This is a genomic window from Streptomyces sp. NPDC004435 (genome assembly GCF_042873895.1).
GTDB lineage: Bacteria > Actinomycetota > Actinomycetes > Streptomycetales > Streptomycetaceae > Streptomyces.
Genome location: NZ_JBIAMB010000038.1, coordinates 1 through 20750, shown reverse-complemented (window position 1 = coordinate 20750; position 20750 = coordinate 1). Strand labels below are relative to the sequence as shown.

The following is a 20750-nucleotide window of genomic DNA, read 5'->3' as shown; positions in this document are numbered from 1 at the left end:
CTGCTGGCCGGGTGACACACCCGGCCCCTACTCTCAACGAACCAGGAGGTGAGCCGAGTTGAGCACCACAGAGTGGACGCCGCCCACGCTACGGCCGCAGGACGAGCTCAAGGCCATGACCGCGTACGTCACCGAGCACGGCTACGGCGACGAGAGCAAGGCGTACGTGCGCGGCATCGTCACCGCGCTGAACTGGGTGCTTGGTGAGAGTGCCGAGTCCCCGATCACCCGTACCCGGCTTGGCCGGCCGGTCGAGGGCATGGACGCCAGCAGCGAGCGCAGCCGGGCGTACGAGGCCCTGTACGCGAACAGCGACCCCGCCCTGTGGCAGGTCACCGTGGACAACGGCCAGGACTACACGCTCGCCGTCGAGCACACGCTCGCGTGGGCCGCCGGCGGGAACGAGGGCCTGGTTGTACCGGCGGACTGGCCCTGGCCCCAAGACCGGTAGCCCAGAAGGCCGTAGAGGCAGCACGAAGCCCCCGACACGTAGGTGTCGGGGGCTTTCGTCGTCCGTGCGGCTACGAGGCCGCCACAGGGCCGGGAGCGGGCGGCTCGCGGCGGTTGCTGAGTTCCCAGTCCAGGTAGCTCGACAGCTCCGCATCGTTGTCGATGGCCAGCGGGGCCGTGGGCAGCTGCCAGTTGGCCTCCCAGGGGTCGTCCTGGTGCTTGTTGGCGTCGATGCAGGTTCCCAGGGCGGCGATCACACGGCGCTTGACGCCGGGCGCGTACCGGTCGTGCCAGTCCCCCGCCTTGTTCGGCTCGCCGTACGACGTCCGGTAAATCTTGATCCACTCCTGGCACAGCCAGGACAGTTCGCGCACGGCCTCCCGGTGCCGGTACCAGCAGGGCGGGATACGCGCGGCGACCTGGGGACCGCCGGAGTTCGGCAGGTTGCCGGTGTTGTTGGCGTACGGGCTCGCCTTCCAGCCGACCCAGCCGTACCCGTACTGCAGTTCGTTGCGCACCCATTTGATCAGGACGTCCCAGGCTTCTGCGGCCTGCTCACGGTCCATGCCCTGGTCGAGGGACCAGTTCCAGACCGCGAGTTTCTCCTCGGCCGGTTCGGCCGCCAGGGCCTTGAGGTCCTCCCCGATCTGCTTGACCGTCTTGGTCAGGGCCTCCAGGCCCGACCGGAGCGGGGCCAGGGCCTGCACCTGCTCCTGCAGGCCACCGGTCCGCTCCTCCAGGTGGTCGAGCGCTTCCTGCACGTTCCCGAGCTGGGCGAGCGCGGTGCGCACGTCGCCCTTGCTCTCGCCCAGGGTCTCGACGTCCTTCTCGACCTTGGCCAGGTCCTTGGCCAGGGCGAAGACCTGCCCGGCGAGGCCGCCACCGATCTCCCCCGCCATCAGCGGCTTCCCTTCGTCATCGAGACGCCGGCGCCCGTGCCGCCGCCCGCGCGCGGGCCGGGCACCTTCGCCGCCGTGGCGTTCAGCTTCTTCACGTCGCGCCGCTTCCACAGCGGCTTGATGTGGGTCAGGACGGGGCTGCAACCGGCGAAGAGGATCAGGGACTGCCGCTTGCGCAGCTTGAAGATCTGCCCCGGGGTGATGACCGGCTTCTCCTCGGTCACCGTGCTGATCGAGGACTCGCCGTTCTTCGTGGTGGTGGTCTTGCGCTGCTTCTCGTACGTGCCGCACATGTCGCTGATGTCCTTGCGGACCTGCGTGTCGCCGATGCCGCGCAGGAAGATCCTTACGTTGGCGTCGTCCCAGATGATCCGGCCCGCCTGCTCGCCCCAGACCTTGAACAGCTGGGCCCGGGACTGGATGACGACGACCAGGGTGATGCCCCGGCCGCCACTGTCGGGCATCCAGCTGTCGACCGGCAGCGGGATCAGGTTGGCGATCTCGTCCAGGGCCCACAGGCAGGGCGGGTCCATGCGGCCCGACTCGTTCTTGTTGCCGATGTCGATGGTCACCGAGCGCAGGTAGTCAGCGAACATGACGAACAGCGGGGCCACGGTGGAGCCGGGCTTGTCGTTGCCGATCATGTAGAGGGTGCCGCGGTTGAGCAGGAAGGTCTCGGCGTCGAAGTGCTCGCCGGGGCCGGGGAGGACCGTCTGGGCGACCTTGGGGTTCGCCATCCAGTTGAGCGCGTTGGACAGCGTGGTCCAGATGCCGTCACCGGTGCCCTGCACGACGGACTGACGCTGGACCAGGAGGTCCGCCCAGTCCTGGGAGCCGGCCGAGTACATGATGTTCGCCGCCGTCTGGTCGGAGCGGTTCAGGCTCCAGCTGTAGACGTCCATCATGGTCTTCCCGCCGAGGGCGGCCGCGTGCAGGAACTTCGACAGCACCTCACCCGCGGTCGACTTGAAGAACGCGTCCACGCCCGTGCTCTTCTCGGCGCCGCTGCTCGCGCCGTAGAGCAGGTAGGCGGCCCGCTGAATGGCCACATCGCGCACCTCGCAGCCGCGGATCGGGTCCCAGCGGAAGGTGTTGCGGCCGTTGGACAGGCCCAGCGGGTCCCAGACCCAGACGGGGCCGAGCTGCTCGCGCATCGACTTGGTGGCCAGGTGGTCCTTGACCTTGGAGGACGTGTGCACGACCGCGCCGTCCCACCGGTAGATCATCGAGTTCAGGATGATGGACTTGCCCTGCCGCGACGGGGCGAGCAGCAGGTAGTTGTTCTCCGGGGTGCCCCAGATCGAGGTGGGCAGCCCACCGGAGCGCAGGCGGCCCAGCGGCACCGCGTAGGCGGTGGTGGGAACGCTCTTCTCCCGGCCGACCAGGCTGGGACGGGTCTCCGGGATCAGCTCCCGGGCGTGCTTGGCGCTCATCTCCTCGCGGATCTCCCGCTTGGAGGCGAACCCGGGCCGGGGCGCGAACTGCCCCCAGGCCCAGCCGATCCCGCCGAGCGCCGCCGCCGCGGCGATGCCCACCGCGATCCCGCCGGGACCCGTGACGAAGTCGTTGAAGGCGGTCATGTACTCGAAGATGGCCGGGTCCGGGGCCGTGTCGCTGCCCGGAAGGCCGGGCGCCGGCGACGAGGCCGCCAGCTCCGCGGCCGTAATCTGCGCGTGGGACATCATGCGGGGTTCCTCCGTTGTCGTGTCTCGGGCCCCCGGGGATCAGCGCTGCCATCGCCCCCCGGGGGCGTTGTCCGACTGGTCCGGTGACCTGCTTCGCACCGTATGCGGGGGGTCGGACACCCCTCTGCTCGTTTTTCGTGGGCGCCGCTCGGCAGCGCGCGGTTCCCGGAGTGAGGCGATCGGATGATCTCCGCGACCGCAGTCTGCAAGGCCGAGCCTGTGGATACTTTCCGCGCGCTCCCGCCTGACGGGCCCTCAATTTCGAGCGGGCCCGTCCGGCGGGAAGGTCAGACCGGCTGACGCTGGCCGTTGATCGGACGGGTCTGCGCGGCATCCTCGGCCCGCTCGTGCCCGTCCGCGCGGTAGTCGCTCGGTTCCTGCCGCGCGCTGCTCGCCGCCGCGCGGGAGCCTTCCGCGCGCTCGGTTGCGCCGTCAGCCTGCCGCGCGCCGCCGTTAGCGATCATCGCGGCCCGCTTCTCCTTGAAGTCGATGATCCAGTTGCGTGCGTTGCCCTCGGCGACCCCGCAGGTCTGGGCGAGCTGCGCGGCGGTCGGGGGCTCCTGGCCCGCCGTCACCGCCTCCAGGTAGAGCTCCCATCCGGTCTGCTTCGCCTCGCTCCGGAAGGCCGGCGCCGCCGCGAGGGACGCCGCTTCGGCCTGCCCGCCGAGTCGGTCGGCCAGCTGCGGGCGGATCGAGTCGAGCAGGGCCTGCGCCTCGGCCGCCTCGGCCTGCGTTCGGGCCGCAGCCTCGGCCGCCAGGCGCTGGTTCTCCTCAGCCTGACGCCGCAGGTCAGCAGCCCTTTCGGCCGCCGTGGTGTGCTCGCGCACCGTCTCCTGAGCCTTGGTGAGAGCCGCCTGCAGGCGCTGGACTTCTCCGGCCACCCGCTGGGCTTCCTCGGCGCTGGCGCGGGTCGTGTCCTTCACGGACTCCCGCTCGTTCTCCAGGCGCTGCAGCTCCTCGCGGATCGAGGTCACCTCGGCCGCCGCCTTGTTGCGCCGGTCGGTCTCGGCGGCGATCCGGTCCTGTACCCGGGCGAGCTCGTTCGCCGCGTCGGAGAGCTTCTTCTGCTCCTCCTCGGCCCGCTCGGCGAGGCGAGCGACATTCTGCGCCTCTTCGGTCATTTCGGATTCCGCGCGCTTCCGCGCAGCTTCCGCGCGCTGCCGAGCGTCCTCCGCGCGGGCCGCCTCAGCCTTGGCCGCCTCGGTCTCCTCGGCCGCCCTGGCGAGAGCGTCCTCGGCTTCCTGCCGCGCGGCGAGGGCCGCCTCCTTCTCCTCGACCGCCGCGCGCTTCTCCTCATCCGCGCGCTTCCGCGCAGCCTCTGCCTCGACCCGCGCAGCCTCGGCCTCGATCCGAGCAGCTTCCGCGCGCTCGGCTTCCTGGTTGGCTTCCGCCGCGCGTGCGGCCGCCTCGATCTGCTTTGCCGCCGGCATGATGGCCACCCGCTCCATCAGCTCCGTGACCTCCGTGGGGTTCTTGAAGTTCACCAGCGCGACGTCGTCCACCTCGCTCCGGCCGCCCAGCTCCCGCAGTACGGCGAGCGCCTGGTTGCTGTCCACGGCGAAGTCGGCACGGGCCATGGAGGTCGTGGCCGCCTTGCGCGCCTGCTGGAGCTCCTTGACCTCTGCGACGAGCTGGCGCCGCTTGGCCTCCCGGCCCTCCGCGATGTGCTTCGCCTGCGTCTCCAGCAGGGTCCGCAGCCGGAACAGCTTGTTGCCGGCCTTCTTCGCCAGGGCCGCCCGGTAGACCTGTGCGCCCTTGCTGGCCGGGTCGATGTCCAGGCCCGCGAACAGGGCCGCCCATCCCTTGGTCCACAGCAGGCCGATGAGCTTGCCCGGACCGGGCTTGGCCTCGGTGTCGGGGAGCTCCGCCCCCTTCATGACCGCGCGGAACTCCAGCTCGATCACGACCGCCGCGACGACCGGCATGATCGCCATGAACGGGGCGCTCGCCGCGTTCGGCGCGTGGATGAAGTTGGCCGTGGCGGACACCGCGACCAGGCACCACGCCAGGTTGTGCATCAGCCGCAGCTGAGTGGTCCAGCCCTTCTCAGCGCGCTTGTAGAGCAGGGTGAACAGCACCAGTTCCGTCAGGTCGAACGCCGCGAGGAACCCGACCGCGAACGGTTCGGGGAGCTGGGCGGTCTCCCGGGCGAAGCCCCACATGCCGTACAGCGAGACGGACATCGAGGCCAGGGCCATGACGTACAGCCGCTTGGGCAGCGAGGGGCGCCCGACGCTCTCCGGCTTCCGGCCGGCCTCGACCGCGGCCTTCCGCTCCTCGGCCGCCCGCTTGCGGTTCCGCTCCATCGCGCGCCAGACGGTACGAGCCGCCAGGGCGACCATGCCCAGCCACGCCAGGACCAGGACCGCCGCACTGACCGTGAGGACCCAGGCCGGGGTGTCGGACACCGCGCGGTCAAGAGTCGACGACCAGTCAAATCCCTGACTGGTTCCTGCCGCCTGTGACCAGGACGGATGCACTCCGGCCGTAGTCTGGGACAGACGCATACAGACCTCCATATCTCTGCGTCACGGCCTCGGCGGTGCCCATCACCGCTGGGGCCTCTTTGCTTTCCGTCAGGTGCCGTGCCGGTCGATGTACTCGTTCAGGGCCCTGTCGATCAGGTCCTGCATCGAGACGTCCTGTTCAGCGCAGAAGACCCGCGCCTTCCGCCGCGTGGACTTGCGTACGCGGGCGGAGATGAGGACCAGCTCTTCGGGTGCCGCGTCCTCTTTGGCCTGCTCATCCGGCACTTGGGATCTCCCTTGGGGTCGTTCCAGCGTGGTTCGGAGACCCATCTTTCCCTCCCTTGCTGACAACGTGGGATCACTCTAATGCAAGCAAGCTGACATGTCATCCCTCGATACATGTTGACATGATGGCGACGGTAGGGCTTACTGGAATGGCGAGAGGGGCCCAGGCGTACCGGCCCAGGCCCCTCTCAGGCCGGAGTTCGAGCTCCGACCAGCGGAAACCCCTGTGCATCTCGTCCAGAGAGGGATCTCCATGCGTCATCTTCCCAGCACCACCCGTGTCCTGACCACGCAGGTCAACACCGACACGACCCCCGCGCCGAAGCGCGTGCTGGTCGTGGGCCGGTTCGTCCGCCCCACCTGCGACAACTGCGACGGGTTCGAGTCCGTCAAGGTCGTCATCGGGGGCGAGCTCGTCACCGTCGACTGCACCGTGTGCACCGCCCCGGCCCCGTCCGCCGGCCTCGACGAGGTCATGGACGACGTCGAGAAGCAGGACAACGGCCGCGGCTACGAGGCCGAGGACCTGCTCGTCACCCAGGGGCGTGCCGCGTGAGCCCCCAGGAGCAGGCCGCCGCCGAGCGCGACGCGCAGGTCCGGGCGGCCGAGGAGCGGACCCGCAAGGCGCTGGAGGACCTGCAGCGCCACGGTCAGGCCGGCGCCGCCGTCTCCCGGATCGGGGGCCGGGGATGAGCGACCTGCCCATGCGCCCGACCGCCCACGAGCGCGACGGACGCGACGAGGTCGCCTCGGTGCCCGCCGAGATGGCCCGCACGGCGCACGAGCTGCACCTCGACGGCTACAGCGACGCCGAGGTCAGCCGCGCGCTCGTCGCCGACGAGCTCACGATCGAGCTGCTGATGCAGAAGCCGGGGGGTGCCCGATGAGGAACCCCCTGCGCCCCCTGATCGGCAGGGTGAACCACGCGTTCGGCGTCACCCTCGGCGCGGTCGGCGTCGTCGAGGACGTCGTCGCCACCGTCCGCAGCCGCCGCCTGGTCAAGGCCGACAACAAGCAGCTGGCTGCCTCGGCGCGCAACGCCGCGCTGGCCGAGGCCCGCCGGGGCTGCACCCACCTCCCGAAGTGCCCGCCGGCCGACGCGCCGGACCGGATGAAGGCCGTCGAGGTCTGGGCCGACGACGCCTGTGTCTACCTGTGCAACGGGCTCGTGCTCGCCGCCCGGGAGACGCAGGCCCCGGACTCCCCGTCCGGCCTCTACACCGCGATGCCGGAGAAGGAGACGACGCTGTGACGAACGACGACCGTATCCAGGCCACCGCCGTCATCGCCCTGCTCGCGGCCCTGCTCGGCGCCCTGTGGGCCCTGCAGCACGGCCTCGGCCCGCAGGGAGTCGCCCTGGCCTCCGGGCTCGCCTACGGGGCCGCCCTGGCCTTCACGGGCCCGCTGCAGGCCCCGCTCGGCGAGTCGGTGGTGACCAGCATCAAGTACGCCGTGCTCATCGCCGCGTTCGCCGTGTGGGTGCTCGGTGCCGGGGCGTACTCCGGGTGGCAGCTGCTGCGCGAACGCCGCACCTCGACCTCGAAGGCGGTGTTCGCATGACGACGCTCGCCGACGTCCTCGGCAGCCAGACCGAGGCCAACCGCTGGATGGAGAGCCGCGCCCGCGGACTCGTGCTCTGGCACCGCGTCGCCCCGCAGGACGCGTTCCGGCTCGTCGAGGCCGCCGTCGCCGAACACGACCCGTCGATCCTCGCGGAGATCGGCCAGGTGTGGACCCGCCGCCCCGAGGCCGCCGAGTCCGGCCTCCCCGAGGTCCTGTACCTGACCCACTGGCTCGACCGCGACCACCTGGTGGTCGAGGACGGGGCGACCGGGTCCGCCGTGCTCCCGCTGCCGACCCTCAACGCCTACCAGCTCGACTACTGGCACCGGCTGGACCAGCCGTGAAGCCGCGTCAGCCGTTCTCCGAGGACATGGCCGGCGGCCGCCAGCTCCGCCTGTTCGACGAGGACACCGAGTCCGGGCCCGCCACCACGGCGGGCCCGGCCCCGGGCGACACCGACCCCACCACCGACACCGACGAGACGTCCCGGACGGAGCCCCAGCCGTGACACCCCCCGACCAGCTCCCCGCCTGGTACAGCCAGCACCTCCCGGCCCCGGCGCCGCAGCCCCAGTACGACGGGCTCACCCTGCTGATCGCCTACTCCGGCAGGATCGTGCCGGTCATCACCACCTCGACCGCGCTGATCCTGGCGAGGATCTGGCACGAGCAGGGCGCCGCCAACAGCGTCGGCAACATGGCGCTGATGATCGCCCTGTCCGCCGGATCGTTCGCCGCCGCGTGCGTCTCGGCCGCCCACCGCAACGGCGACGCCGTCACCACCGCCGTGGCGTTCACCGCCAGCGGAGCGTTCGCCGTCATCGGCCCCGCCGCCTACACCGAGTCGTGGGCCCTGTCGATGCTGCTCTGGCTCGTCGCCACGGTGCTCGTGTACGTCGTCTCCTCCCGGCACTGGCGGGCCGCCCGCCAGCTGCGCGAGGCCCGCGACCACGAACTCGCGCTCGCCCGGCTCGACAGCGCCACCACCGTGGCGACCGCCGTCATCGACCGCGACGCCAAGGCGCAGGCCCTGGCGTACGGGCTCACGCTCGCCGCCGCCGTCGAGCACCGCGCACAGCTCGACCCGATCACGTACGACCCGGCCGTCCTCACCAAGGCCGGACTGCCCGAACTCCCTGGTCAGGCCGCTGACAGCAGCCGTGACCACGCGTGAGGATGGCCGGGCGGACACGAGGGAGAACGCGATGAGCACGCAGGACCACGGCGACCAGGAGCAGCCCGACGAGGTGACGTTCGGTCCGGACTGGACCGTCACCCCGCGCGTGGCCGCCGGCCTGCTCGGCATCGAGCACCGCCAGGTGCTGCGGCTCATCGACCACGGCGACCTCACGGTGCAGTACGAGGGCAGGGTCCGGCTCGTCGAGCTGGACTCCATCTTCGCCCTGCGCCGCGAGCGCCCCCTCCCCCGGCGCCGCCCGGCCGCCCACCCCGCAGACACCGACAACGACAAGGAGCACCGCCAGCATGGCCACTGACGACCCGTGGGCGACCAGCACGGTCCCGGCCCCCGCAACGCCCCAGCAGGCGTACGAGAGGGCCCTCGACGCCGCCGGGTACGGCGCCGCCGCCCGCGCCCGGTACATCGCCGACGCCGCCGATCCCGAGTACGCCGAGTGCGAGTGGGACAACAACGTCATCCCGGCCGCCGAGGCCGCCGGCATCATCCCGGAGCCGCCGCCGTACGAGCCCACCGTCGAGGAGCAGGTGCGCGAGTGGTGCCACCGCGCCGCGGCCCGGCAGTTCGACGCCGCCCACGGCGACCCGGCCCCGTGGGACCTCACCGAGCGGGACGTCGACACCATCCGGGCCGAGACCGAGCGGCTCGTCATCGAGCGCGGCGAGGAGCTGGCCGCCTTCCTGCAGGCCAACCCGCGCACCGGCGAGGAGCCGGCCGGAGCGTACGACGACCGGGTGTTCGCCCTGCTCGCCCAAGAGCCGACCGTCGTTGTCCTGTGCGGCAGCACGAGGTTCATGGAGGAGATGGCCGAGGTCAACGCCCGGGAGACCGCCGCCGGCCGCATCGTGCTCGCCCCCGGATGCGACCTCAAGTCGCCCCACTCGTTGTGGGCCGACCCGGCCGCCGTCGAGGCCCTCAAGCCCCGGCTCGACGCCCTGCACCGGGCGAAGATCCGGATGGCCCACGAGGTTCTCGTGGTGGGGGACTACGTCGGTGACAGCACCCGCTCCGAGATCAAGTACGCCCGCCAGCTGGGCAAGACCATCCGCTTCACCCACCCCGAGGTCGAGGAGACCGCGAAGTGATCCGTCTCATCACCGGCAGCACCCACCGGTACTACGAGGGCAAGGTCGAGGAGGCCGGGAAGGTCCCCGGGCTGGAGCACCAGCTCCGGGAGGCCCAGGGCGACGCGGTCATGTGGAAGGCCCAGTCCGAGGACTACCTGCAGCAGCGCGACCAGGAGCGCGAGCGGACCGCACAGCTCACGGGCGAAGTCCGCGAGCTGCAGGCCCGCCTCGACGGGCAGCAGGACGAGTTCACCCGCCAGCTCCAGGAGGCGAGCCAGCCCGTCGCGGACCTGCTCACCGACCTGATCCACCGCGCGGAGCACCCCGTCGAGGGTGCCGACTTCCGCAAGGAGCTGGCCCTGCGGACCGTCGAGATCTGGACCGAGCGCCTCACCCCCGAGGACCACGACAGCCCCATGGGCCTGATCCTCCGCATCATCACCGACACCCGGAAGCCCGGCGAGGTCCTCGGCGACGAAGCGCCGGCCCCGGCCGAGGAGCCGGGCACCCTGCCCCCGGCCGACCCCAAGCTCGTCGCCCAGACCATGGACGCCGCCCTGCTCCAGGGCCCGGAGCCGTTCCCCGGCCTCGGCTGAACCCCTCACAGAAAGAGACCTGATGACCGAGAACCTTGAGACCATCCGGTACACCGCCGATGTCGTCTGCCTGCGCGGCGACGACGTCCTGGTGATCCGGCGCGGCTGGGAGCCGCACAAGGACGAGCTGGCCCTCCCCGGGGGCCATGTGGACCGAGGGGAAACCTCCCGTGCCGCCGCCGCGAGGGAGCTGGAGGAGGAGACCGGAATCCGCGTCGCCGCCGAGGACCTCGACCGGCTCGACGTCTACGACCGCCCCGACCGGGACCCGCGCGGCCGGTACGTGAGCGTCGCCTACGTCGTCACGGTCCCCGCGGACACGGTCGCCCAGGCCGGAGACGACGCGACCGCCGTGCAGTGGGTCCCCCTGGCCGAGCCCGGCGCCCTGGCGTTCGACCACGCCGAGATCCTGGCCGACGCCAAGCGTCACCAGCTCACCGGCCGCCGCTGAGCTCACGCCGAAGCGCCCGCCCCCAGGGAGACCCGGGGGCGGGCGCTTTGCTGTGCAAGGGATCAGGAGCCGTCCGTGGAGGGCGGCTTCATGGCCGCCCGGATACGGTGCTCGGTCCGTGTGAGGTACTGCAGGAGATCCCGCAGCACCCCCTCCGCAGCCCCAGGATCGTGCTGCAGGGCCGTGGCAAGGAGCCCGCCCCCTATGCCGTCGTACACCGCCTGTTGGTCCTTGAGGAAGCCGTACAGCGCCTCGACCGCACGGGTCCCGTCGTTCTCGACGATCTCCGCGTCCTCGATGCCGTCCCCAGCGCTCCCCCTGCGGGCGGAGGGCACCGCCGGCGCCTCGGAGATGGTGAAACCCCGCTCCGCGGCCGCCTTGCGCAGCGCGGCCGCCGTGCGCTTCTTGCCCGCCGCCTCGACGTCCTCGACGACCAGCTCCGCCTTGGTCTTCCCGACCTCGGCGGAGTCGAGCGCCGCCACCGGCTCCATCAGCGGAGCCAGCACCTTGGCTTGCGAGGCGTTGAACGGTTTGTCAGAAATTTCTGACAGTGGGGCGACCGCCAGGAGCCGGGCCGCGTCGTCCACGAGCTCGTAGACGTGCCCGCGCGACAGGTGCAGCCGGTTGTCCGCGTACGTCTCCAGCGAGGTGAACTCGGGATCTTCCTTATACAGGTCCTCAGAGATGAGGACCCGCAGGGCCACGCCCGTTTCCACCGTCCAGCGCAGTTTGGACCAGGCGACGCTCTTGGAGCGGGTGGCTTCCGCCTCCATCAGCGCCGCCTCGACCGCCTTCAACCGTTCCTTGCGATCGACTGGCAGCTCCGCCGGATCGAGCGGCCGCGCGTTGTACGGACGCGGCTTGACCAGGTCGTTTGCGTACGACTCTTCGTCTTCGTCGTCCGCGACGTCCAGCGCCGACCCGACCTTTCTCACGCTGTCCTCCCGTCGCCGAACAGGACGCCGGCGAGTTGGTCGAAGTCCCGTGCCGCCGAGTCCCTCGGCGCGTGGAGCCGGGTCGGCTTCTCTTCCCCCACGGCTTCCTTGACCTTCACCGAGGGCCGCACCGGGGCCACTACAGCGTCGGGGAAGTCCGTGGCCAGCTGGATGGCCGTGTCCTTCATGACCGCCGACCGCGCCCACTCCGTGAGGATCAGCGCCATGACGTACAGCTTGGGGTTGTAGACCTCCTGAACCTTCTGGATGGTGCCCCAGACGTCACCGACCCCGAGCGTCTCCATCTTCCCGGCCTCGGTCGGGATGACCACGGCGTCCGCCGCCGTCAGGGCCGCCACGGTGAGCGTGCCCAGGGTCGGGCCGCAGTCCAGCAGGTTCAGGTTGACGCCGAGGGAGCTGGACTGGATGCCCCGCGAGATGGTGAGTTCCCGACCCACCAAGTCGCCGTCCTTCTCCACGCCGCCCAGCTTCGAGCCGGCGGGGACGACGTACAGGCCCTTGAAGCGCGTCGGGTAGGTGGCTTCGTCCAGGGTGCACGCCTTGTGGAAGACGTGCGTCAGGGTCCGCCGGCGCTTCGGCTCCAGGCCCTCCGGATAGACCGGCTTCAACCAGGCCGACAGACCCGCCTTCTGCGGGTCCACCCCGATCACCCGGACCACCCAGTCCCGAGCCGCCGCCGCAGCCCCCAGCTCCGCTACGGTTGTCGTCTTCCCGACCCCGCCCTTCTGGTTCGCCACCGCGATGGTCCGCACGGTGCCGCCAAGCCGGAGCGGCTGGAACGAGGCCGGTACCCGCAGCGACGCCCGCCACTTGTTCCACTGGATCGGCTCCACCCAGCTGGCCACCGTGGGCAGATGCCAGGAGTAGCCCGGAAGTGGGGGGATGGGTACGGTCTGAGCTTGTGTGATTGGCATAGCCCGCACGGTAGCGGGCGCACACGCACGCGCGGCCCGTCTCCACCAGGAGCGGGCCGCGCGTTGTAGGGGGCAGGGAATCAACCTGCAGGTGGGAGCGCACGCCGGGTGCGAGGCCGCCGAGCCGGAGGACCGCCCGAACGGGTATACGTACCGGTCGGCGCGTCGTCCCGCTCGACCGTCACCGTCGGCGTCCCGGCGAGCTGCACGTCCAGGACCACGCGGAGCCCGCCGCCCCGGTGCGAGAGCCGGGTCGGCTCACCCGCCTGCAGGGCCGTGCACGCGTTGAGCAGGGGCAGCAGCACCGCCAGGACGTCCTCCCCGCGGTCCCTGTCGTCCGTCATCACCCGAAGCTGCACCATCAGCTCGTCCCTTCGCTCGGTGCGCCGGCCGCCGCCGTCGCGTACTCGTCCATGTAGGCCCGCCCCATCGAGCGGAGGCAGTCGAGCACCGCACGGCAGTCCCCCGCCGCCCTGTGGCCGCCGTTGAGCGGCTGCCAGCGGTTGTTTCCGTGGTACTCCGACCAGTCGCCCACCCAGTCCGAGTACGGGATCATCACGTCCTCGAACGTCATGACGTCGAGCCAGGCCGCCGCCTGCTTCGCTGCCTCGACGACCGCCCGATCCCGGACGTCCTCCGCCACCGTGCCCGTGCGCGCCGTCTCCTCGGCCGCCTCCCGCGCGGCGCGGTCGAGGTAGTGCAGGGTCAGCTCGTGCCGCAGCCGGCCGACGTCGTACCACTGGTTGTAGATCAGGCACCGCTTGCCGTCGAGCAGCGCGGTGAGCTGCACCAGGACGTCCGAGAAGGTGGGCGCCCCGACGAGGGCCTCGGTCGTGATCCCGTGGATGGCGGCCGCGTCGCCCGGCACGGGCACGCCCGGGTCCAGCAGCGTGTCGAGGAGGACCTCCCCGCGCGAGTTCAGCACGGCCAGCTCGACGATCCGCGCGTCATCGTCGAGGCCGGTCGTTTCGGTGTCGAGCACCAGGACGTCGGGGTCGACGAGCGCGGCCGCGGCCCACCGGCAGCGTTCCTCGGCCGCCCGCGCCTCGGCCTCCCGGCGCTCCCGCTCCTCCCGCTCGTACCGGGCCTGCAGCTCCGCCTGGCGCCGCTCCTGCTCGACGTCGTACGCCTTCTGGCACGGCGAGCACCTCCGCGACCAGTTCGGCCACCACATCGAGTCAGGGAGGTCCGTGCGCTCCGAGCGCAGCAGCCAGGGGTGCTCCTTGAGCCAGGCCCGCGCCGCCTTCTTGGACCCGCGCCGCTTCGTGCAGCTGTCGTCGGCGCACACCGTCACCTCGACCAGCCACGCCTCGACCCGGGCCCGCTTCTTCTCCAGCTGCTCCTGTCGGCATCCCGCGCACCGGCGGTGTTCCTTCGGGTAGGGCCGCTCCCGGACCGTGCTGCAGCCCGCGCACGTCCGCGCGAGCAGGCGCTGCCGCTCCTTCTCCGCCCGTTCCCGGCAGGCCGAGCAGGGCCCGCGCAGGATGACCTTGCGGACCTTGCCGCACTCCGAGCAGGTGCGCCGCGCCAGCATCTTGGCCTTGGTCGACGAGGGCAGCGGCCGCATCTTCTCCGCGGCCGCCGGGTCGTGCAGCGGCACGTCGCCGTAGTCCCGGGTACGGACGTACGCCAGCGGAGCCGCTTCCTGCGCCTCGGTCACGTTCAGCCGGTCCGCCGCCAGTTGAGTCTTGGTCCGCAGGTACGGCGGTGCCTGCCCCCAGTCGTAGACGGGGACGCCGGCCCTGTGGCTCAGGGGCTTCCCCTTGGCGACCCGGGCCGGGTCCGCCTCGGTCCGGCTGGACGGGATCTGCTCCGCCGCCGTCGCCGTGGTGGTGCTCACTCATGCCTCCCGAAAGAGCGTCGAGGGAATCAAAACCGTAGCAGCTATAAACCCCATTCCGCCATCGTTCAAACATTCCCCCAGAACCAGCCAGAGAGCTAAATTAGGCCGCTATTACTCGCGCGCGCGACCGCGCCTTTATTAAATGGATCTCCATTGTTAAAGGCGCGGATCTTCACTCGTCTGCCGCATCGGAGGACGCCGCCGGCCCGTACCGGGCCAGGGCCTCCCGGACGATCCTCGGCACCGGGTACAGCCGCGCCGCGAGCTCGTCGCGCTGCTCCTTCTGCGCCTCGGTCAGCACGAGGCCGGCGCCGACCAGGCCGCGCGCTTCCAGCTCCCGCATCGGAGCTTCCGACATCCGCCAGGCCGCCGTACGCAGCCGCGTCACCAGCTCTGACGGGAGGCTGTAGTTCCGCTGGGACATGGAGACGCCCAGGCTCGGACCGGGCCAGCGGCCCGACAGTGCGAGCTGCTCGGCCTCGGCCTCGGTCAGCGGTTCCCAGGGGCCGGCCAGGTCCGGCTCGTCGAGGCGCTGCTCGACCGCCTGGCCGACGACCGTCTCCAGGCTGGGCCACTCCGTGGACCGCATCCGGGCCACGATGATCCGCGCTTGCTTCCGGGTATTCCCCTGGTTTACCAGCGCGTTCACGGTCGCCATTTGTTCTAGCGTCTGCTGCTTTTTCAGCAGGTCCAATTGTCCCGCCTGATACGCGTAGATCATCACCGTGATCCGAGTCTTCTGCATAGGGGTAGCTTAATGGAGATCCATTCATCAGCGGCGCGATGCCCGATTTTTCCCCTGGCTCGGCCCGGTGGAACGGCGCACAGGGTCGGTAGCTCCTCGGCCCCGGGGGGCCTGCGGTGCCCCGCCGGGGCGGCCGGTCGACGTCGGCGGCCGCGGGTCCGCCGTGGCTTTGAACAGGGAGGCGTGGTTGCGACCGGGGAGTGGTTGCTGGAGGCCATGCAGCTGCTCGGCCGGGTCCGGGAGCGTCGGGGCGCGCTTTCGTGGGCTGAGGTCGAATCAGGTGGCCGGAGGGTTCTGCGCGTTGTCGTGTGCGGCGCGGCCGCCGTGGTGGTGTGCCGCTGGCGCGGCCCGCCACCAGGAGCACGAAGGGCATGGAGAAGCCCCCGGCCGGGTCGGGTGGACACCAGCCGGGGGCTTCCGTTCGCCCGCGCCACGGGGGGAGCGACGGGCGGTCCGTGGGGCCGCTCAGGTCGAGGTCGCGGCGGGGCGTGCGGTGTTGAGGCGGTCGAGGCGTTCGTACAGCGCGCGGATCATGCGGGCCCGCTGCTGGACGCAGTGCACCGTGCCGACCCTGGGGGACGACAGCCGCCGGTCGGCCTCCCGCAGGACGACTTCGGCCAGCTCCCGGACTTCGTCGGGAACGGCCGGGTCGGCGGAGAGCCGGCGGACGTCCGCGGCGACGGCCCGGCCGTGCCCGGTGAGCTGGAGGGCGATCTGCAGGCAGTCGTCCGACGCGACGTCGGCCATGTCCTCCCAGCCCAGCACCTCCTTGACGAGCGCCATGTGCGGCTCACGGTCGAGGGGCAGTTCCGCGCCGAGCAGACCGTCCGGGTCGTACAGCACGGTGTACCCGCTCATGACACAGCCGCCGGGGCGACCACGGGCCTGTCGACCGTGGCGAGCGCGTCGTACAGCGCCCGGGGGTCGACCCGGGCGGACATCAGGCCGAGGTTCGGCTCGTTCTCCTGATCACGCCACAGGGTCGGTACGTCGCGCGCCGGGCAGCTCAGCCAGTGCGCGGCGAACGAGCCCTCGGTGCCCGGCGCCGGCACCAGCAGCCACGAGCCGAGGGAGAGCACCCGGACCCCGGGCACGTCCTCCCACAGGTGCGCCCAGCCGTCCTCCACCACCACAATCAGCTCCTGGCGGGAGTGGTCGGCGAGCACCGAGTGCCCGTCCTCGACCGGCACGCCCAGCTCGTCGAGGGCAGCAAGGCCGCGCTGCAGGGGCGAGATCACGACCGCATCCCGGCCGCCGCCGCACGCGATGAACCAGGTCGAGCCGATACCGGCCCCTCGGAGGCGGGCGAGAGTGTTGTCGTCAGGTACGTGCAGCGCCGCCCACATTGGGGTGACGGGAGTCTGGGACTTGGCCATATCCGGACGGTAAGGGCGGTATACCGGGGTTAGACCACACGATGTGTGTGGGTCGTGCTTCACATCCGGGGAAGCCCATGGACTCCTTCCAGTTCGGCCACCGAGTCAACTACTGGCGCACTCGCCGGCGCATGTCCCGCCAGGAGTTCGCCTACCTCATGGGCAAGAGCCTGCGATGGGTCGAGGAGCTGGAGGGCGGGCGCCGCCAAGCCGACCCGCAGCTGTCCGTGATGCGGCTCGCCGCCTTACGTCTCGGCATCCCGCTGGAGAGGCTGATCGCCGACGTCCTCGACACCGAGTGCGTCGAGGAGAGCGAGATCGACGCCGTACGCCGCGCCCTGCACCGGCACGACGTCATCACGGGCGCGAGCGACGACTCGTCCGACGAGCCGCTTCCCGTCGAGCAGCTGCAGCGCTCCCTCACCTACGCCAGGACCGGCTTCCAGGCCGGGCACTTCGCCCAGCTGGGCAGCGCGATCCCCGCCCTGCTCGTGGACGCGACCCGCGCCGCGCAGCACCACCGCGGCGACGACCAGCTCACCGCGTACGAGCTGCTCTCCCTCAGCTTGGAGTTGACCGAGGCCGCCGCGATCAAGTGGGGCGACACCGAGCTGGCGCTCATCGCCGGGCACCGGGCGGTCGCCGCCGCCGAGCGCAGCGAGAACCCCGTCATCATGGCCAGCGCGGCCCGGCACCTCGGCGACGCGATGACCAACCACGGCCAGGCCGACGCCGCCGCCCAGTTCGTGCTCGCCTCGGCCCAGCGCCTGCAGGACGAGCTCCTGCGCACCGGGCCTGAGGGGTTCAGCGTGCTGGGGATGCTCTACCTCAAGGCCGCCATGGCGGCCGCAGCCGCCGCCGAGGCCGACGACGACAACCCCGAAGCCCACGCCCGCCGGGTGCCCGAGCACCTCGACCAGGCCGACGAGCACGCCGACCGCCTCGGCCGCGACGACAATCTCCTGTGGACGTCGTTCGGGCCGACCAACGTCAAGTGCTACCGGGTCGCCGCCCACGTCCAGCTCAGCGAAGGCGCCGACGCCATCGAGGCCGCCGCCGACATCCCGGCCCCCGCGTTCGCCAGCCTCCCCAAAGAGCGCCGGGCGCACCTGCTCGCCGACCGCGCCCTCGGCGAACTGCAAGCCGGGGAGCGGGAGACCGCCGTCGACACCCTGCTCGCCGCCGAGGAGCTGGCCCCCGAAGAGGTCCAGTGCCGACCCCGCACGAAGACCACGGTCGAGAACCTGCGCCTGCTCGGCGCCGGGTCCGCCGAGGGCCGGTTGCGCTTGCTCGCTGATCGCTGTGGACTGCCCCGGTGACGACCCGAACCCTGTACCTGATCTCATGCGCGGCACCGCCCGCGCGACGCCTCGAAATCCCCATCCGCGCTGCCCAGGAGGCCGGTTGGGACGTCTGCACCATCCTGACGCCGTCCGCGTACCGGTGGGCGAGCGAGGACGCCGAGGGCGAGGTCGAGGCCCTCGAAGCCCTCACCGGGCACCCCGTCCGCCACCAGTACAAGCTCCCCAGCCAGGACGACGTTCTCCCCGCGCCGGACGCCCTGCTCGTCGCCCCGCTCACCGCGAACACGGTGAACAAGTGGGCCGCGGGCATCAGCGACACCCTCGCGCTCGGCCTGATCACCGAGGGGATCGGGTTGCACTTGCCCATCGTGGCGCTGCCCCACTGGAACGACGCCCAGCACGCGCACCCCGCCGTCGCCCGCAGCGTCGAGATCCTGCGCGACGCCGGCGTCACCGTGCTGCTCGGCGACGAGGGGTTCGTCCCCCACCGGCCCCGCCACGGCGACCTCGACGCCTACCCGTGGCAGACCGCCATCGACGCACTGCCCCCAGCCGCCTGACCTGCTCGGACAACCGTCTCCCACGGGAGACACCCGGGCAAAGACTCCGTGCACACGGGGAAATGGTGGAGCGCCGCGCCCCGAACGGTCACAGAGCCTCCGGCGGCCCTCCGGGGGGCCACCAGTCCCAGAGGGGCGGGGGATCGCGGGTCTGTGCAGGTCCATGGGTGGCTCGGCAGGGTCGCGGGGGCCCCCTCCGGTCTGAACGGCACCGGAGGCCAGCACACCGCCACCGGGGCCGCCAAGGTCGTACGTCCAGTGGGGCGCTCCACCTTGGCGGCCCCGGCGTCGGCGCGCTCTGGGGCAAGCCTGCCGCCCAGACCGGAGGGAACCCCCGCTCAGGCCCCGCCGTGGTGCAGGCGCGCGAAAGGCCGGCCACGGCTGCTCACCATCGGCGGCCGCCGGGTCGAGGACCGCCCGCCGAAGTCGACAGACCCGCCCCCAGGCCAGCGGATACGGTGCGTACGTGCAGATCAACGGGGCGCAAGATCGACCGGGGACCGCGCTGCTACTGGCGGCCGCGCCCACCGGCAAAGGCAAGCTCACCGACGCGGGCAGCGTCATTCCCCTGCTCGCCGCCGTGCCGCCGGCCGCGCTCGCGGGCACCGCGGCCGCCACGCTCATCGAGCTGGCGGACCCCGTCGACCCGCAGGCCGTCCTCACCCGCGTACGGGGCGCCGCCGCGACCGAGGGACCGCTCACCGTCGTGCTCGTCGGCCAGCTGCAGCTCGACCGCCGACAGCAGGGCGTGCACCTGGCGCTCGCCCGCACCACGCCCTCGACGATCCGGTACACCGCGCTGCCGTGGTCCTGGCTCGTCGCCGAACTCCGGCAGCGCCGCCCGGAGACGACCACCCTGTACGTCGACCTGGTCGCCGACGCCGAGGTCTGGCAGCTGCTCGACGAGGAGCCGCTCGACTTCCCCGGCGGGGCCCGCGCGTACGGTGTCGTCGCCCCGCCGCCCGGCCGCCGGCGCATCGCCCACCCCGCCTACACCCACGCCCTGGCCCAGACCCTGCGCGCCGGGCAGCGCCTGACGCCGGACCAGCTGCACCACGCGGCCCTGCGCCGCGCCGCCGTCGCCGAGGGCGCACTCGTCATCGGCCCCGAGCGACCCGCGGCCCCGGCGGTGAACACGCAGCTCCCGCCCGCCCGTACGGCGCCCGAGGCCCCGGCGCCCATCCCGGCCGTCCAGCCGCAGCCTGCCCCAGCCCCGGCCCCGCCGCAGGTCCCCGCGCCGCAGCCGCCCGTGCAGGTCCCGACGCCCGCAGCACGGACCATCGGCGCCCCGATGGCGTTCCCGCCGCCTCCCATGTCCTCGATGCCGACCGCCCCCGCCGCCCCGGCTCAGCCCCAGCAGCAGGCCGCCCCGCCCGCCGCCCGGGTGCCGGCCGCGCCCGTGCAGCTCCCGCCGCCCCCGCCGAGGACACAGCGCACCGTCTCGCCGGTCTACGAGCCCAGCAACGCCGTGGTGCCCGTCGAGCAGGACCCGCACGAGCAGATCACCGCCCTGTCGAAGGCCGGCCGCCACCAGGAGGCCGTCGCCCTGGCGATCGCCGCCGAACGGCGCGCCGTGCAGACCCTCGGCGCCGACACGTTCGTGGCCGTCCACTGGATCGAGGTCCGCGCCTTCCTGGTCTCCGTCGCCGAGGACCCGGGCGCGTCCTGCCTGTTGTGGCTCCAGGCCGCGCAGACCCGCCTCGACACGCTGCAGCAGGCCCCCGACGCCCACGACGTCGAGAGCGCCGTCGACCGCGCCCACCACCAGTGGGACCGCATCCGGGACGCCGCCCAGGCCCGCGCCCTGGCCCCGCAGCTCGTGGCCCTGCGACGCCGTGTTCCCGGCCGTCAACGCGCCGCCCTCGACGCCGTCCAGAGAAAGGTCGAGCGGCTCAACAGCCTGCCCGCCTGACGGGACGTCGAAGGAAGTTCGCGCCCGGCAGACGGGAAAACGCGAAGCGACACGCGATTGATGTTGAAACAGTGACCCTGTGTATGGGTAAGATCCATTCCATGCCAGGAGTACAGGGAGCGCCGCACCCCAAGACCACGGAGTTCAACCGTGGCAAGGACATGCGCGCGACCGTCGTGCTCAAGCCCGGCGAGACCGCTCGTATCCACTACGAGGAGCTCGTCAAGAAGCTGGGCGTGTCCGGAGCTCAAGTGCTCCGGGAGGCCCTGGCCGAGCTGCACCACAAGCTGCTTCCCCAGCAGCAGGAGCAGCAGAAAGACCCCGGACAAGCAGAAGACCCTGGCTCCAACGGAGCCAGGGCCTTACTCGTCTAGGGGGGACCTCGAATCCCGCCCCCGGGAGAGGTCCCATCGCTTCACCGAACTGATCAACCCGGCTGACTCCCACATCAGCCACCCGCCCGAACCCGCGTGGTGTTG

At 71.7% G+C, this 20750-nt stretch carries 28 protein-coding genes; 17 read left to right on the top strand and 11 right to left on the bottom strand.

What is annotated here, in order from left to right; all coding sequences use genetic code 11:
• Positions 1–58: 58 nt before the first annotated feature.
• On the top strand, positions 59–451 hold the full coding sequence (locus ACFYT9_RS38965) for a hypothetical protein (protein ID WP_389171808.1): 393 nt from the start codon (positions 59–61) through the stop codon (positions 449–451).
• 70 nt (positions 452–521) lie between these two features.
• On the opposite strand, the gene ACFYT9_RS38960 is transcribed toward ACFYT9_RS38965, so the two are convergent.
• The 4 genes from ACFYT9_RS38960 to ACFYT9_RS38945 all read right to left on the bottom strand — a co-directional run bounded on the left by ACFYT9_RS38960 (position 522) and on the right by ACFYT9_RS38945 (position 5787).
• The gene (locus ACFYT9_RS38960; RefSeq protein WP_389171805.1) at positions 522–1349 is read right to left on the bottom strand and encodes a hypothetical protein; all 828 of its coding nucleotides are present in this window, start codon (positions 1347–1349) and stop codon (positions 522–524) included.
• Positions 1349–3034 (bottom strand): type IV secretory system conjugative DNA transfer family protein, encoded by a 1686-nt coding sequence (locus tag ACFYT9_RS38955; RefSeq protein ID WP_389171803.1) that lies wholly within the window; start codon positions 3032–3034, stop codon positions 1349–1351. Before ACFYT9_RS38955 ends, ACFYT9_RS38960 begins: the two co-directional genes overlap by 1 nt.
• A 287-nt stretch (positions 3035–3321) precedes the next feature.
• Positions 3322–5442 (bottom strand): hypothetical protein, encoded by a 2121-nt coding sequence (locus ACFYT9_RS38950; RefSeq protein WP_389171800.1) that lies wholly within the window; start codon positions 5440–5442, stop codon positions 3322–3324.
• A 168-nt stretch (positions 5443–5610) separates the two neighbouring features.
• A complete protein-coding gene (locus tag ACFYT9_RS38945; protein WP_203712144.1) occupies positions 5611–5787 on the bottom strand; it encodes a hypothetical protein in 177 nt (58 codons plus the stop codon).
• 253 nt (positions 5788–6040) lie between these two features.
• On the opposite strand from ACFYT9_RS38945, the gene ACFYT9_RS38940 reads away from it, so the two are divergent.
• The 12 genes from ACFYT9_RS38940 (at position 6041) to ACFYT9_RS38885 (ending at position 10661) form a co-directional block, all read left to right on the top strand.
• Entirely contained in the window at positions 6041–6343 is a 303-nt protein-coding gene (locus ACFYT9_RS38940) for a hypothetical protein (RefSeq protein ID WP_389171797.1), read from the top strand.
• Positions 6340–6480, top strand: coding sequence for a hypothetical protein (locus ACFYT9_RS38935; protein WP_389171794.1), 141 nt, complete (start codon positions 6340–6342; stop codon positions 6478–6480). The genes ACFYT9_RS38940 and ACFYT9_RS38935 overlap by 4 nt, the downstream gene beginning before the upstream one ends.
• Positions 6477–6674: a hypothetical protein gene (locus tag ACFYT9_RS38930; RefSeq protein WP_389171791.1), complete on the top strand. Its 198-nt coding sequence runs from the start codon at positions 6477–6479 to the stop codon at positions 6672–6674. Before ACFYT9_RS38935 ends, ACFYT9_RS38930 begins: the two co-directional genes overlap by 4 nt.
• Positions 6671–7039 (top strand): hypothetical protein, encoded by a 369-nt coding sequence (locus ACFYT9_RS38925; protein ID WP_389171788.1) that lies wholly within the window; start codon positions 6671–6673, stop codon positions 7037–7039. Before ACFYT9_RS38930 ends, ACFYT9_RS38925 begins: the two co-directional genes overlap by 4 nt.
• Positions 7036–7347, top strand: a complete 312-nt coding sequence (locus ACFYT9_RS38920) for a hypothetical protein (protein ID WP_389171785.1) — start codon at positions 7036–7038, stop codon at positions 7345–7347. The genes ACFYT9_RS38925 and ACFYT9_RS38920 overlap by 4 nt, the downstream gene beginning before the upstream one ends.
• Positions 7344–7694 (top strand): hypothetical protein, encoded by a 351-nt coding sequence (locus tag ACFYT9_RS38915; protein WP_389171782.1) that lies wholly within the window; start codon positions 7344–7346, stop codon positions 7692–7694. The genes ACFYT9_RS38920 and ACFYT9_RS38915 overlap by 4 nt, the downstream gene beginning before the upstream one ends.
• Positions 7691–7858, top strand: coding sequence for a hypothetical protein (locus ACFYT9_RS38910; protein WP_389171779.1), 168 nt, complete (start codon positions 7691–7693; stop codon positions 7856–7858). The genes ACFYT9_RS38915 and ACFYT9_RS38910 overlap by 4 nt, the downstream gene beginning before the upstream one ends.
• Positions 7855–8523 carry a hypothetical protein gene (locus tag ACFYT9_RS38905; protein ID WP_389171776.1) on the top strand — a complete coding sequence of 223 codons (669 nt, stop codon included), beginning with the start codon at positions 7855–7857 and terminating at the stop codon, positions 8521–8523. Before ACFYT9_RS38910 ends, ACFYT9_RS38905 begins: the two co-directional genes overlap by 4 nt.
• A gap of 31 nt (positions 8524–8554) precedes the next feature.
• Positions 8555–8845, top strand: coding sequence for a hypothetical protein (locus tag ACFYT9_RS38900; protein ID WP_389171773.1), 291 nt, complete (start codon positions 8555–8557; stop codon positions 8843–8845).
• A gap of 436 nt (positions 8846–9281) precedes the next feature.
• The gene (locus ACFYT9_RS38895; RefSeq protein WP_389171853.1) at positions 9282–9632 is read left to right on the top strand and encodes a hypothetical protein; all 351 of its coding nucleotides are present in this window, start codon (positions 9282–9284) and stop codon (positions 9630–9632) included.
• Positions 9629–10210: a hypothetical protein gene (locus ACFYT9_RS38890; protein WP_389171770.1), complete on the top strand. Its 582-nt coding sequence runs from the start codon at positions 9629–9631 to the stop codon at positions 10208–10210. Before ACFYT9_RS38895 ends, ACFYT9_RS38890 begins: the two co-directional genes overlap by 4 nt.
• A gap of 22 nt (positions 10211–10232) precedes the next feature.
• Positions 10233–10661, top strand: a complete 429-nt coding sequence (locus ACFYT9_RS38885) for an NUDIX domain-containing protein (RefSeq protein ID WP_389171767.1) — start codon at positions 10233–10235, stop codon at positions 10659–10661.
• Positions 10662–10723: 62 nt separating this feature from the next.
• On the opposite strand, the gene ACFYT9_RS38880 is transcribed toward ACFYT9_RS38885, so the two are convergent.
• The 7 genes from ACFYT9_RS38880 to ACFYT9_RS38850 all read right to left on the bottom strand — a co-directional run bounded on the left by ACFYT9_RS38880 (position 10724) and on the right by ACFYT9_RS38850 (position 16495).
• Positions 10724–11596, bottom strand: coding sequence for a hypothetical protein (locus ACFYT9_RS38880; RefSeq protein ID WP_389171764.1), 873 nt, complete (start codon positions 11594–11596; stop codon positions 10724–10726).
• Positions 11593–12531, bottom strand: a complete 939-nt coding sequence (locus ACFYT9_RS38875) for a ParA family protein (RefSeq protein ID WP_389171762.1) — start codon at positions 12529–12531, stop codon at positions 11593–11595. The genes ACFYT9_RS38880 and ACFYT9_RS38875 overlap by 4 nt, the downstream gene beginning before the upstream one ends.
• A gap of 80 nt (positions 12532–12611) precedes the next feature.
• A complete protein-coding gene (locus ACFYT9_RS38870; protein ID WP_389171759.1) occupies positions 12612–12875 on the bottom strand; it encodes a hypothetical protein in 264 nt (87 codons plus the stop codon).
• Between the two features lie 17 nt (positions 12876–12892).
• Entirely contained in the window at positions 12893–14371 is a 1479-nt protein-coding gene (locus tag ACFYT9_RS38865; protein WP_389171757.1) for an exonuclease domain-containing protein, read from the bottom strand.
• A 175-nt stretch (positions 14372–14546) separates the two neighbouring features.
• Positions 14547–15119 carry a hypothetical protein gene (locus ACFYT9_RS38860; protein WP_389171754.1) on the bottom strand — a complete coding sequence of 191 codons (573 nt, stop codon included), beginning with the start codon at positions 15117–15119 and terminating at the stop codon, positions 14547–14549.
• 465 nt (positions 15120–15584) lie between these two features.
• A complete protein-coding gene (locus tag ACFYT9_RS38855) occupies positions 15585–15977 on the bottom strand; it encodes a restriction endonuclease (protein WP_389171752.1) in 393 nt (130 codons plus the stop codon).
• Positions 15974–16495, bottom strand: coding sequence for a hypothetical protein (locus ACFYT9_RS38850; RefSeq protein ID WP_389171749.1), 522 nt, complete (start codon positions 16493–16495; stop codon positions 15974–15976). Before ACFYT9_RS38850 ends, ACFYT9_RS38855 begins: the two co-directional genes overlap by 4 nt.
• Positions 16496–16572: 77 nt before the next feature.
• Between ACFYT9_RS38850 and ACFYT9_RS38845 the strand changes: the two genes are divergently transcribed.
• From ACFYT9_RS38845 to ACFYT9_RS38830, 4 genes are all read left to right on the top strand, one after another.
• On the top strand, positions 16573–17814 hold the full coding sequence (locus ACFYT9_RS38845) for a helix-turn-helix domain-containing protein (protein ID WP_389171746.1): 1242 nt from the start codon (positions 16573–16575) through the stop codon (positions 17812–17814).
• Positions 17811–18359 carry a flavoprotein gene (locus tag ACFYT9_RS38840; RefSeq protein WP_389171743.1) on the top strand — a complete coding sequence of 183 codons (549 nt, stop codon included), beginning with the start codon at positions 17811–17813 and terminating at the stop codon, positions 18357–18359. Before ACFYT9_RS38845 ends, ACFYT9_RS38840 begins: the two co-directional genes overlap by 4 nt.
• A gap of 466 nt (positions 18360–18825) precedes the next feature.
• Positions 18826–20271 (top strand): hypothetical protein, encoded by a 1446-nt coding sequence (locus ACFYT9_RS38835; RefSeq protein ID WP_389171740.1) that lies wholly within the window; start codon positions 18826–18828, stop codon positions 20269–20271.
• Between the two features lie 101 nt (positions 20272–20372).
• Positions 20373–20645: a hypothetical protein gene (locus tag ACFYT9_RS38830; protein WP_389171738.1), complete on the top strand. Its 273-nt coding sequence runs from the start codon at positions 20373–20375 to the stop codon at positions 20643–20645.
• Positions 20646–20750: the final 105 nt, after the last annotated feature.